This window comes from Bradyrhizobium sp. Arg816 (assembly GCF_029989365.1).
Lineage (GTDB): Bacteria > Pseudomonadota > Alphaproteobacteria > Rhizobiales > Xanthobacteraceae > Bradyrhizobium.
Genome location: NZ_JAPRAQ010000003.1, coordinates 372,185 through 384,812, shown reverse-complemented (window position 1 = coordinate 384,812; position 12,628 = coordinate 372,185). Strand labels below are relative to the sequence as shown.

Sequence of the window (12,628 nt, the reverse complement as noted above, 5' to 3'; positions counted from 1 at the left end):
TTGCGCGAAGCGTAGTCGGCGCTGTCGGCCGGGTCAAATTGCCTGCATGCTGGCGTCATGACGCAAGAATTGCCGCTTCACCGAGGCAAACTTGGGCTGGTGCACCCACTAAAAATGTCGGGGGAAATGCCATGTATCGGATCGCGCTCGCCGCCTTCGCGGCCGGCCTGCTGTCTGCGTTTTTCATCAATCCATCGTCCGCCCAGCAGGCCCCGCTCAAGATCGGCGTGCTCTCCGACTTCTCCTCGGTCTATTCCGACATCGGCGGCCAGGGGAATGTCGAGGCCACCAAGATGGCGATCGAGGATTTTGGCGGCCAGACGTTCGGCAAGCCGATCGAGATGGTCGCAGCCGACGTGCTCAACAAGCCCGACGTCGCCTCCACCATCGCGCGAAAGTGGTGGGAGACCGAGGGTGTCGACATGATCATCGACCTGCCGACCTCGGCCACCGCGCTCGCGGTGATGGAGCTGTCGAAGCAGTACGAGAAGGTGATGATCGTGGCCGACGCGGCAAGCTCCGACATCACCGGAAAATCCTGCTCGCCCTACACCGCGCACTGGACTTATGACACCTATGCCAACGCCCACACCGTCGGTAGCGCCATCGTCAAGAACGGCGGCGACAGCTGGTTCTTCCTCACCGCCGACTACGTGTTCGGCCATTCGGTCGAGCGCGACACCTCCGACGTGGTCAAGGCTGCCGGCGGCAAGGTGCTCGGCAGCGTCAAGCATCCGCTCAACACGGCCGATTTCTCGTCATTCCTGCTGCAGGCCCAGGCCTCCAAGGCCAAGATCATCGGGCTCGCCAATGGCGGCGGTGACACCATCAACGCGATCAAGCAGGCCGGCGAGTTCGGCATCGTCGCCGGCGGCCAGAACCTGGCTGCGATCGTGATGTTCATCTCCGACGTGCACAGCCTGGGCTTGAAGCTCGCGCAAGGCCTGATCATCACCGAGGCCTATTACTGGGACCTCAACGACAAGACCCGCGCCTTCGGCAAGCGTTTCCAGGAGCGCGTCAAGCGCATGCCGACCATGAACCAGGCCGCGACCTACAGCGCGACGCTGCACTATCTGAAGGCCGTCCAGGCCGCCGGTACCCGGGACACCAAGACGGTGATGGCGAAGATGCGCGAGCTGCCGGTGAAGGACGCGTTCACCGACAACGGCACACTCCGCGAGGACGGCCGCATGGTGCACAGCATGTACCTGTTCCAGGTGAAGAAGCCCGAGGAATCGAAGGGCCCGTGGGACTATTACAAGCTGCTCGCGGAAGTGCCGGCCGACCAGGCGTTCCGGCCGCTAAAGGACGGCGGCTGTCCCCTGGTGAAGTGAGGCAACCGGTACGCAAGGCCTAGCCTCGCGTACCCTGCCGGTCCAAGCTCAGGGCTTGTGCCCCTTCTGGCGCAGCGCCTCGATGAGGCGCTGCTTCAGTTCGTCGGCGGCCTTCTGGTTGACGTCCTGGCCGATCTGCGCGCTCGCCTGCGCCAGCACATCCGACTTTTCCAGAAACTTCTTCCCGGCAGGCTGGGCATAGAACGCCTCGATCTGGCGCAGCTCGTCGACGGTGAAGTTTTGGGCATAAAGAGCGGCGATCTGGTCGATCATCGAGGCAAAGAACGGCGCGTAGATGTTGGAGCCCGGCGCCGTCATTGCGTCATAATCGTGCTCGATCTCAGGCCGGTCCTGTGCGACCACGGGTCTCAGCTTGAGCAGGAGCTGCGGGAGCGCCGCGCGATACTGATCTGCGATCTTCAGCGTGGCGACGAGTTTTCGCGCAGCATCCATCGCCTCGGGCGACGGCCCTTGCGCCGACGCGTTGCAGACGAGGAGCAGGAGGGCGCCGGCAATCGTCAACAAAAATCTCGACATGCATCTCTCCCGAAAAATCGTCCCGGCGACGCGATGTGTTCTCAGCGGCGAGCCTGAGCCGCGCCGATGACCGTTACCGGCACGCCATCGGCGGCGGCCTCGGTCTCGTCGTCGACATCCGTCACCTTGACGAAGAGGCTGGGCACCCGCTCGGCGCGGTCGAGCAGCCACGCCGCCCCGAACATGATGACGAAGCCGGCGAACGAGACGGCGAGTTGCTCCCAGACGCCCCTGGTGAATTGCATCAGGATCCAATGCGCCGAGAACGACAGGAAAACGCTGAGGCAAAAGATCGGCAGCGAATGCTGGCCGCAGAGGATGACCGGGTGTACCCATTTCAAATGCAACGCTTTCCAGTGGCGCGGGATGAAATAGGTCATCCAGATCGCCAGCGCCAGAAAGTGCGTGAAGCGCAGCATGTCGAGGTCGGTCTTGTCGATCGGGTAGATCGCCTTGATCATCCATTTCGGGATCAGCGCCTCGAGCGCAGGGATGTGCCAGGTCATCACGATCAGGAATGCGAAGGCGAGCCAGGCCGCCGCCAGCGTCATCGCCGCCTTCGACCACACCCATTTTGCGATCTTGTCGATCTGGCCGACGCCGCACCAGGCGGCGAACACGAACATCAGCTGCCAGCAGAACGGGTTGAAGTACCAGGTCGTGCCCGGCGGATAGGAGGCGATGTTCCAGTCGAACCGGCGCGCCAACACGTACAACACTACGGAGGCAGCCAGCGTCAGGTTTGGCCGGCGCACCAGGCCCCACACGATGAAGGGCGCGGCGAGCACCAGCGTGATGTAGAGCGGCAGCACGTCGAGATTGACCGGCTTGTAGCGCAGCGAGAGCGCCTGACCTATCAGGATGTCCGGATGGTCGAGAAAATTGTGAACGTTGAACTCGTCCGCATACATCGGGTTGTCGAACCTCCTGACCGTGCGCGCGATCTGCGCAGTGAACAGCAGGAACAGCATGATGTGGGCAACATACATCTCGCCCGCGCGCCGCCACAGCCGCTTCAGCGCGGCGAGAAACCAGCCGCCGGCGACGATCGGCCCGTAGATCCAGCCGACGAGGTAGCCGGAGATGAAGACGAAGAACTCGGCGGCGTCGCTGAAGCCGTAATTGCGCAAGGTCAGCCAGGCCACGACGTCGTGCGGGATGTGATCGAGGAAGATCATCCACAACCCGATGCCGCGGAAGAGATCGAGCCGCAAATCGCGCTCGACCGGCGCCAACAAAGCCGACTGGTCCCGTGTGACCATGACCCCGCCTCGTCCGGTAGGCGTCGCGCCGTCGCGGCGCCGAAAGATCGAATGCTAAAAAATGTAAATCAAAAGTCACCTGGCCCTGCGGCTAGTAGCAACGGTAGCCGACCTTGGCGTCCGTGCAAGGGGCTTCGTCATCGGAGCGGGCGGGGCTGCCTCTACAGCCGTCTGGCGGTGGCGCCCCATCAAAAAATGTCGAAAACAACCCCATGCACAGTAGAGACGGTCTCTTAAGTCCTTGCTTTGCCTGCGAAACTCAAATGACCCGTCGGGCAAAAAAGCAGCCCGACGGTACGATCGCACGCCAGGGAGCAGGGTCAGGTCAGCTCGCCGCCCCGGGCGAGCATCCCGGTCAGCATCGCCTCGGCCTTGTGCTGCAGCGGCAGCGCGCCGCTCTCGGAGGCGATCGCGATGGTCGCGCGCAGGGCGGCGAGGATGGCCACCTTGTTCTCCTCGCCGGAGGATGGCGTCACCACGGCCTCGCCGAACAGGGCCTCGGCCTCGAGGCCGGAGAACCCCTGCTGGCGGGCGGTGTTGCGCGCCTCGCGCAGCATGTTCTGCGCGGCCTGGACGTCGCCGAGGCGGAAGGTTGCGAGCGCAAGGTAGATCGAGCTGCGCAGCACCGCCGAGGTATAGCCGACCGCCTTCGCCTCCTCGCGCGCCTCGGCCAGCATGCCGCGCGCCCGGTCGAACAGCCCCTGCTCCAGATAGGCGATGCCGAGATGACAGGCGAGCACCGGCACGAACAGCCGGATGCCGTGCTTCTGCGCCAGCACAAAACCGTCTTCGAGAATGGCGGCGGCCGCGGCGGGCTCGTTGCGGCCGAGCATCAGCCAGCCGCCGCTATAGGCGGCGGCGACGCGATCGTAGGGGCGGCCCGTCTCCTCCGCGATCGCGGCGGCCTGCTGCTGGAGCTGGCCGGCGATATCGAGCTCTCCCATGACCGTGTGGGTGAAGCTCTTCATCATGCAGCAAAGGAGGAGCGTGTATTTTGGGGGAGTTCCGAAGGGCGCGCTTGCTTCCGGCCCCATGAGGTTAGCGCGGCCTTGCGCCAACGTCTGCTCCGCTTCGCGATATCGACCGGCGAGAAAATAGGCCTGTCCCAGATTGTATTGTGCAAGGTTGCGCCAACCCGGGTTGCCTGACTTCTCAGCGAGGCCAACGACCTCCTGGCCGAGCGCAACCGCTTCAATTGGCGTTCCGTAGAAATTCTGTCCACCCGCCATGACGGTCATGGCGGCGACCTTTCTTCCGATGTCGTCAATTCCACTAGCCCGGCGTTCGGCCTCTTTTCCGAGATCGATCCACTCGGCAACCTGACCGGACCAGATGAATGCCATTCGCGCCTCCATCCGGAGGTCGATTGCATCTGCCTCCCGCGAGAGAGTCATCGGCATCTTGTCGAGCGAACTCATCGCGATCCCGAAATAGTCGACCGCATCGGCATACGCCGAGCGCACAAGACATTTCTGCGCGGCACCTCTCCCGTACCCGAACGCTTTCAGCCAATCCTTCGCGCGCATTGCGTGGTAGCAAAGCGTGTCAGGACCGTCGCTCCATGTCTCGTCGCTTTCGAAGGCCGCAAGAATTCGCCCATGTATATTTTCGCGCACCTTTTCGACCATCGACTCGTAGGTCACTTGGCGAACCATCTCGTGCTGGAACTCGATCGAGTCCTCAAGTTCACTATCGATCCTGACGAGGATCTCGGCTCGGTCGAGCGCTCCGAGGCAATCCTGGAGAATGTCTTCGGGCAGCGCGGCGACGTTCCGCAGCATCATCACGCTTGAGCGCGGCCCCAGCGCCGCCGCTATTTGGAGAACCGAGCGTTCCTGCCTTGAGACACGATCGAGCCGCGCCGCAATCACCCCCTGAATGCTGGTGGGGATGCCGAGCTCGTCAATAGGTCGAACGAGCGCAAGGTCACCCCACTGACCGCGAAGCGTGCCACTATCTTTCAGTCCACGGCAGACTTCCTCGAGAAACAGGGGAACGTTGGCAGTATGAGAGATGATCCGGTTCTTCAAATCGGTGTTCATCGCCGACGGTCCGAGCATATCGGCCAACATGGCCAATCCCGAATCGTCGTCCAGGGGGCGCATTGCGATCACTTCCGCGTGGCAGCGCGCGATCCACTCAGGCATGCCGTTCGGCCTGCTCGTTAGAAAAACTATCAGGTTGGGGCTCTGCAACGACGCGATTGCAGCAACAACCGTATCGCTGGCTCGGTCGATCCAGTGCAGGTCCTCGATGAGAAGAACGGTGCGCTGCTGGAGGGCCAAGCTTTGAACGATGGCGCAACTTGCATCGGAAATGGCACGCGCGCGCGCGTAAGGCTCCAACTCACTCCAGCGAGGATCCTCGACCTGAATATCCAATATGGAATCGATCGCGAGCTGATCGATTGCCCGCAACTCCTTTTTGATGTCGACCAGACCATCCGAATCTCTTGCGATAACTTCGAAGATTGAAAGTATAGTGCGCTTGAGCGCGCTGAAGGGTACGCCCTGAAGGTTCGGGCTGCACTCAGCGTCGATCAACCGCCAGCCATCGGCCTTGAGCACCTGGGCGAACTCATGTGCGAGCCGCGATTTTCCGATGCCTGCATCGCCGATCAGAAGGACCGTCTGCCGGCTTGCACTAGACCTCTCCGCGGCACGTCCCAACAGGGCCCGCTCGGTCGTGCGATCGACAAACCGCGAAACGCTCCGGGCTCGTCGCACCCGCCAGCTTGAAAGGTCGCTCGCTCCGACGACACGGTAGACCGGCAGCGGCTCGTTGAATCCGCGCAGCACCTTGAGACCCAAGGATTCGAACCGGACATGTCCATCCGCGAGTTTCTGGCAGGCTTCCGACACGTAGATCTGATTGGCCTCGGCCGCTGCCTCCAGCCGCGCGGCAAGATGCTGAGCGGCTCCTCCGATCTCGTAGACCTTGGAAAACTCGCTGGCGACCATATAGGCGACGACGTGCCCCGAATGGAGGCCGACCCGAACCTGAAGTCCGGGATCGCCAAGACTGCCAACACGCCGGACAAGCTCGATGGCCGCATGGCAGGCGAGCGGCGCATGGTTGTCGTCAGCGATCGGGGCACCAAAGACAGCGGCCAAGCCGTCCCCCAATTCCTTGCTGACGATGCCGCCAAACTGGCGTACCGCGCCCCTCATGGCCGCCAGCGCGGGCTCCAGGCGTGAGACGGCCTCCTCCGGCTCCAGTTCGGCAACAAGCCCTGTGGAGTCGATGACGTCGGCTCGGAGAATTGTCACAAACCGCCGCTCGCTGTCGGGATCAGCACGCCGACGTACCGCCGCCCCACACTTGGAGCACCAGCTATCGCCCGGATCAATCGCCGACTGACACGCGAAGCAATGCATTCCTGCGCCTTCAAGGATCGCGGCATCGCTGTCGTCCAGCGCCCGCGAGCAACTCTGGTAAGAATACCTATCAAGAACCGCTTAGCAATCGGACTTGCCCATCGCCGTTTAGCGGGGCACGGTGCGGTTGGCGATCTGGACGAAACACAGTCCTGAGTGGTAGCGTACGCAAATCCCAGCAAAGATGGGGCATATTCCGGCGGAGCCAGGTTGGCAAACTAACCGGCGTCGCGGAGCTATGTATTTCGCAAAGCCAAGGACATATTGAGGGAAAAGACGATGGGGTCGAGAACCTACACCGGGGCTTCATTCAAAGATTTGATGAACGACAATTATTTCCCTCTGGAAAACATGCAGAGGAGCGTGGACATCCTCAAGGCGTCGCCGGACATCCACGTGCCGACCCTGGAGTACGGCCAGTACCATCTGATCCTGACGCAGGCGGACAAATGGCCGGACGGGAGCGCGGCGTACTGGCACAAGGAGAAGGGACGGGCTCGCGTCGACCTCACCACGCAGTTGAATACGGTCCCGCTGTCCAAGGACGAGCCCGGCGTGATCCCGCTGACACGATGCGCGCTGCTCGATGCCTGCGTGCGGAAGTGCTTCAATTCCGAGCCGCCGATCCCGATGAAGACGAACATCATCACCCACGCGGCGAGCGAGGCCTATGCCGACCGGCACGAAATCCGGCTGGAGTGGGAATACGACAACGGCGAGGACCAGGCGCCGACGCTGCTCCACCTGACGATGGTCTGTCCGTACCGACCCTGATTCCGAGCGGGAGCAGCGCGGAGGCTTCCGCACCAATCTAGGATGGTCCGTCGTCGCCACAGCATGCGTTGCACGACGGACCAATCATGCCCCGCCCGCTCCGCTCGAAGGCCGCGTTGCACTGTCTCGCGGCCGCGCACCGTCATGGGCCTGTCGCACGAAGATGATCCGCTACCTGCCAGCGCGTGCGCGAGTCGCCTCGATGAGGCGACCGCCGCGTTCGTTTGACAGGAGCGCCCGATGCCCGTTGGACTGCTGGAGGTCGTAGGCACCATCGATGTCGGCCAGTTCTGGCCGGAGGGCCGGTCGGACGCCGACACCACCAAGGTCGTGGTGAATGTCGCCCCCGATGCGATCCGCTTCCGCAAGAACGACTCGGTGCCGTTTCAGCCGACCCATGTCTTCGAGGGCGCCAAGGTCAAGGGCCGGACCGCGACGGCGCCGATCAAGAACGGCAAGCTCACCATTCGCCTCCAGGGCATCGACGCGCCGGAGCTGCATTATCAGCCCTCGCCGCTCTCGGCCGCCGAGAAGAAGGGCCTGAGCGACGCCAAGCGCCAAGCCTATCACGAGGTCACACACCCCTACCGGCAGTTTCTTGGCGCGACGACGAGCAAGGCGCTGCATGACTTCCTCAGCAGCGCCGGCGGGCCGACGCTCGCCTGCCGCGTGTTCACCCATGTCGATGCGCCGAACGAGGTGTTCGACACCTATGGCCGGCTGGTCGGCGACATCGAGATCACGGTCGCCGGCAAGACCATCGACATCAACCACTGGCTGGTCGAGCAGGGCTTTGCCTATCCGACGTTCTACTCTTCGATGAACGACGACGAGATCAAGGCCTTCCTCGCGCTCGCGAAGCCCGCACGCGCGCAGAAGCTGCCGGTCTGGAAGCATCTCACCAAGACGATTCCCGCCTTCGACTTCGACCTGCGCGAACCCAGGAAGAACGAGACCGACGTGCTCGCGACCGACAAGGGCCCGGTGATCCTGCCAAAGCTCTATCGCCGCTACACCAATTGGTCGGCGCGCAAGAAGGCGGAGGTGACGAGCCAGACCTTCCAGAAATTTCTGGGCGAAGGCTCCGGCGGCAAGCCCGACACCTGCTACGAGATCGACGACTTCCTGAGCAACGGCGTGCACTCGGCCACGCCGCACAATTTCGCCGACTTCGTCGAGGGCGGCAAGACGATCAAGTTTCAGCCGGAGGGGCTGGTGTTCGGCGAGGCGCCGTCGAGCCTCGTGGGGGCGGACGGCAAGCCGATCACGACGTTCTGAGGAGGCGCGCGCGGCCGACCAGGATCGACGGCCGGCAGCGGATTCGCGCAGGTGACCGGGCAAACTTTGCCGGCGACGCCGCCGCACCGGCAATTTTTTCAAGCCGCCGATGAGCACGAGCCCGGAAACATCGGGAAATCCAGCGAGAGGATTTGGCACGCACGTTGCTTGCCCTACGCGATCGTCTCGGGGGACCGAACATGCAAGTCACGCCAGGAGCTTCAATCTTCGGCTACCAGCCTGCAAAGGCGGGCTCATCGACCACTGCATCGAAGCCGTCGGTGACCGACAATGGCGGGCTCTCGCAAGCAAGCGAAGACGGCGCATCGGGCGACAGCAGCGTCGTGCAGGAGTTCCTGAAATACGCGAAGATGAATCCCCTCGACCGTATGCGGGCTGGCATTCTGAAGAGCATGAATCTCAGCGAGGCCGACCTCGCCAACATGAGCCCGGACCAGAGAGCGGCGGTGGAGCAGAAGATCCGGGACGCCATCGAAAAGCAGCTGGAGAAGAAGGGCCAGCAGCCCGGCAGTCTGGTCGACCAGTCCGCGTAACGACCGAGCAAACACCAGTGGAATGTGGCGCCTTGTCCGGTCTCCACCGTGAAATGGATCGTTGTAAAAGCGATCGTTCCTAGCCGGCTCCCGAACCGAACTTCACCGCCTCATGATTGATGACGACCTCTCGAACGACCAGGGCATGCAGCTTCCGGGTAAAATCCGGATCGAGCCCGCTCTGTGCGGCGAGGAAGCGAAGCCGCTTCAATTGCGCCGCTTCACGTCTGGGATCCCGGGACTCCAGTCCATGCCTGGCCTTGAGCTCTCCGATCGCATCAGTGCAGCGAAAGCGTTCCGCGAGCAGGTGCACCATCGCCGCATCCAGATTGTCGATGCTGCGGCGCAGCCTGGCGAGATCGCCGACAAACTCCCGGTCATCATCCGTCATCGATCGGCACCTCCGGACAGCGTCGCGGCGGACAACCCGCCCTTCTGCAGAATGAAGCCCGCGATCTCTTCGACACCCTGGCCACTCTTCAGATTGGAGAAGATGAACGGTCGCGCGCCTCGCATCCGCCGCGCGTCCGCTTCCATGATCTCCAGATTCGCGCCCACCATGGGAGCCAGATCGATCTTGTTGATCACCAGCAGATCGGATCGCATGATCCCCGGCCCTCCCTTGCGCGGGATCTTCTCTCCTGCGGCGACGTCGATCACGTAGACGGTCAGATCCGCAAGCTCCGGGCTGAAGGTGGCGGCGAGATTGTCGCCGCCCGACTCGACGAAGCAAAGCTCCGCGTCCGGAAACTTCCGGTTCATGTCGTGGATCGCCGCCAGGTTCATCGAGGCGTCCTCCCGTATGGCCGTATGCGGACAGCCGCCCGTCTCCACCCCCATGATGCGCTCTGCTGCCAACGCCTGCGCACGGGTCAGAATGAGCTGATCCTCCTTGGTGTAGATATCGTTGGTGATGACGTAGATCTCGTAGAAATCGCGCAGGTGCTTGCACAACGCCTCGACCAGCGCCGTCTTTCCGGAACCGACCGGGCCGCCGATGCCGACGCGTAGCGGCCCGTTGGTTGCCGCAATGCCAGGTGTGCGAAGAGACCTGCTCTCGCGTTCAATCGTCTTCATGACCGAAACAACCTCGTATATTGGAGCTCGTGTGCGATCGACGCGAGCTCAACCATCAGGCCCGCCGAACCGAGATCGTCGACCGTCTCACGCCTTGCGATGTCACTGCGCGACAGGATCGGCAGCTCGAGCGCCGCGATGGCAAGCTGACCATCGGTCTGACCGAGAGGCACCAATCGCACCCCCGCGCTCACCAGATTGGCGATGTAGCTGTGCAGGAACGCCGGCAGCGCGATGTCGACGGCAATCCGCTCGCGCGCCGCTCGCGCTCCGAGCAGGACGGCCAACACGGGCGGGCATTTCGGGTCGGAGAACATGTCCAGAATTCGATCCGGCCAAACGCTGCGAAGGGTCGTCAGGCACGCGGACGATTGCTGGGCGGATTCGAGCACGAATTCGGATGTGCCGCGGGACGCGGCTGCGAGTTCGGCCAGATCCGGGAGCTGGTCCTCGGCGCCCTCGGCCACGCATCGGTAGGCTTCGCTGAAGAAGATGGCTTCGTTTCGGCCGGAGCCGTAACAAAGGTCGGCCTCGAGCCAATCGATCAGGCTGCGCCGATCGGAGACATAGCCGGCCTCCACGGCCCACTCCAGTCCGTGCGAGTAGCTGTAGGCCCCGTTCGGGAACGACGGCGAGAGCCAGCTCTGCAGCCTCAGGAACGCCAGCGCCGTATGTCCATAACTCTGGTCTGTCATCGCACCACCATGCCGGCAACGCGTCAGTACATGAAATAGCGCTGCGCCATCGGGACCACATTCACCGGCGGACACGTGAGCAGCCGTCCGTCGGCCCGAACTTCGTAGGTTTCGGGATCGACCTCCATGAGGGGCAGCGCGTCGTTGAGGATCATGGAATGCTTGCCGATCGATCGCGTGTTCGAGACCGGCAGGAGTTGCTTGGCCAGGCCCAGCTGTCTCGTCGTCTCGAGCGAGGCCTGACTGACGAAGGTCACGGAATTTCGGCCGGGAGAACGGCCAAAGGCGCCGAACATCGGCCGGTAATATTCCGGCTGAGGCGTCGGTATCGATGCATTGGGGTCACCCATGATCGCGGCGACGATCATGCCCGACTTCAAGACCATGTCGGGCTTGATGCCGAAGAATGCGGGATCCCAGACGACAATGTCCGCGAGCTTTCCGACCTCGACCGAACCGACATGGCGTGACATTCCCTGCACGATGGCCGGATTGATGGTGTATTTCGCGACGTAGCGCCGAGCCCTGAAATTGTCGTTCTGCCCGGTCTCTTCCGGCAGCCGCCCGAACTGCTTTTTCATCTTGTCGGCGGTCTGCCACGTCCGCGTGATCACCTCGCCGACGCGCCCCATCGCCTGGCTATCCGACGACACGATCGAGAACGCGCCGAGATCGTGCAGGATGTCCTCGGCGGCGATCGTCTCCTTTCGTATGCGGCTCTCCGCGAAGGCGACGTCCTCCGGAATGCGACGGTCCAGATGGTGGGTCACCATCAGCATGTCGAGTGCTTCGTCGAGCGTGTTCGCGGTGTAGGGACGCGTCGGATTCGTCGAGGCCGGAATGACGTTGCTCTCGCCGCAGACCTTGATGATATCAGGCGCATGCCCGCCGCCGGCCCCTTCTGTATGAGCCGCATGGATCGTCCTGCCCTTGAATGCGGCGATCGTGCGCTCGACGAACCCGCCTTCGTTGAGGGAATCGGTGTGGATCATGACCTGCACGTCCAGGTCGTCGGCGACAGAGAGACAGCAGTCGATCGATGCGGGCGTCGCGCCCCAGTCTTCGTGCAGCTTCAGGCCGCACGCGCCGGCTTCGATCTGCTCGACCAGGCCTGCGGGCAGGCTCGCATTGCCCTTGCCGAAAATGCCGAAGTTCATCGGGAACCCATCCAGCGCCTCGAGCATCCGATGGATGTGCCACGGCCCCGGCGTACAGGTCGTCGCCGTCGTCCCTGCGGCCGGTCCGGTGCCGCCCCCCATCATGGTCGTCACGCCCGAGAAAAGCGCCTCGTCGATCTGCTGCGGGCAGATGAAATGAATGTGCGTATCCATTCCGCCGGCGGTGATGATCTTGCCCTCGCCCGCGATGATTTCCGTCCCCGGCCCAATGATGATCGAGACACCCGGCTGAATGTCGGGGTTTCCCGCCTTGCCGATGGCGGCAATGAGCCCGTCCCTGATCGCGATGTCGGCCTTGACGATTCCCCAGTGATCGAGGATCAGCGCGTTGGTAATGACCGTATCGACCGCCCCCTGCGCGCGCGTGAGCTGCGATTGTCCCATGCCGTCGCGAATGACCTTGCCGCCGCCGAACTTGACCTCCTCGCCATAGATCGTGAGGTCCCTCTCGGGCTCGATGAACAGGTCGGTATCCGCCAGGCGCACCCTGTCGCCGACCGTGGGGCCGAACATCTGCGCATAGGCCGCGCGGCTCATCGTGTGGGACATGTCTTCCTCA

Annotated in this window: 11 protein-coding genes; 4 read left to right on the top strand and 7 right to left on the bottom strand. The window is 62.9% G+C overall.

Annotated elements, in window-relative coordinates:
• Positions 1-131 precede the first annotated feature (131 nt).
• The gene (locus tag OWC48_RS10560) at positions 132-1,337 is read left to right on the top strand and encodes an ABC transporter substrate-binding protein (protein WP_282519929.1); all 1,206 of its coding nucleotides are present in this window, start codon (positions 132-134) and stop codon (positions 1,335-1,337) included.
• A 48-nt stretch (positions 1,338-1,385) separates the two neighbouring features.
• On the opposite strand, the gene OWC48_RS10555 is transcribed toward OWC48_RS10560, so the two are convergent.
• From OWC48_RS10555 to OWC48_RS10545, 3 genes are all read right to left on the bottom strand, one after another.
• On the bottom strand, positions 1,386-1,874 hold the full coding sequence (locus OWC48_RS10555; RefSeq protein WP_282519928.1) for a DUF2059 domain-containing protein: 489 nt from the start codon (positions 1,872-1,874) through the stop codon (positions 1,386-1,388).
• 41 nt (positions 1,875-1,915) lie between these two features.
• Positions 1,916-3,136 (bottom strand): OpgC domain-containing protein, encoded by a 1,221-nt coding sequence (locus OWC48_RS10550; protein ID WP_282519927.1) that lies wholly within the window; start codon positions 3,134-3,136, stop codon positions 1,916-1,918.
• A gap of 320 nt (positions 3,137-3,456) precedes the next feature.
• Positions 3,457-6,513 (bottom strand): AAA family ATPase, encoded by a 3,057-nt coding sequence (locus OWC48_RS10545; protein ID WP_282519926.1) that lies wholly within the window; start codon positions 6,511-6,513, stop codon positions 3,457-3,459.
• A 279-nt stretch (positions 6,514-6,792) separates the two neighbouring features.
• On the opposite strand from OWC48_RS10545, the gene OWC48_RS10540 reads away from it, so the two are divergent.
• The 3 genes from OWC48_RS10540 (at position 6,793) to OWC48_RS10530 (ending at position 9,119) form a co-directional block, all read left to right on the top strand.
• Positions 6,793-7,287 (top strand): hypothetical protein, encoded by a 495-nt coding sequence (locus tag OWC48_RS10540; RefSeq protein ID WP_282519925.1) that lies wholly within the window; start codon positions 6,793-6,795, stop codon positions 7,285-7,287.
• Between the two features lie 240 nt (positions 7,288-7,527).
• Positions 7,528-8,565 carry a thermonuclease family protein gene (locus tag OWC48_RS10535; protein WP_282519924.1) on the top strand — a complete coding sequence of 346 codons (1,038 nt, stop codon included), beginning with the start codon at positions 7,528-7,530 and terminating at the stop codon, positions 8,563-8,565.
• 200 nt (positions 8,566-8,765) lie between these two features.
• Positions 8,766-9,119 (top strand): hypothetical protein, encoded by a 354-nt coding sequence (locus OWC48_RS10530; protein WP_282519923.1) that lies wholly within the window; start codon positions 8,766-8,768, stop codon positions 9,117-9,119.
• A 79-nt stretch (positions 9,120-9,198) separates the two neighbouring features.
• Here OWC48_RS10530 and OWC48_RS10525 read toward each other — a convergent pair whose 3' ends face one another.
• From OWC48_RS10525 to ureC, 4 genes are all read right to left on the bottom strand, one after another.
• Positions 9,199-9,510, bottom strand: coding sequence for a chorismate mutase (locus tag OWC48_RS10525; RefSeq protein ID WP_282519922.1), 312 nt, complete (start codon positions 9,508-9,510; stop codon positions 9,199-9,201).
• Positions 9,507-10,196, bottom strand: coding sequence for an urease accessory protein UreG (gene ureG / locus OWC48_RS10520; protein WP_282519921.1), 690 nt, complete (start codon positions 10,194-10,196; stop codon positions 9,507-9,509). The genes OWC48_RS10525 and ureG overlap by 4 nt, the downstream gene beginning before the upstream one ends.
• The gene (locus tag OWC48_RS10515; protein WP_282519920.1) at positions 10,193-10,777 is read right to left on the bottom strand and encodes an urease accessory protein UreF; all 585 of its coding nucleotides are present in this window, start codon (positions 10,775-10,777) and stop codon (positions 10,193-10,195) included. The genes ureG and OWC48_RS10515 overlap by 4 nt, the downstream gene beginning before the upstream one ends.
• A gap of 137 nt (positions 10,778-10,914) precedes the next feature.
• Positions 10,915-12,618 (bottom strand): urease subunit alpha, encoded by a 1,704-nt coding sequence (ureC, locus tag OWC48_RS10510; RefSeq protein WP_282519919.1) that lies wholly within the window; start codon positions 12,616-12,618, stop codon positions 10,915-10,917.
• Positions 12,619-12,628 lie beyond the last annotated feature (10 nt).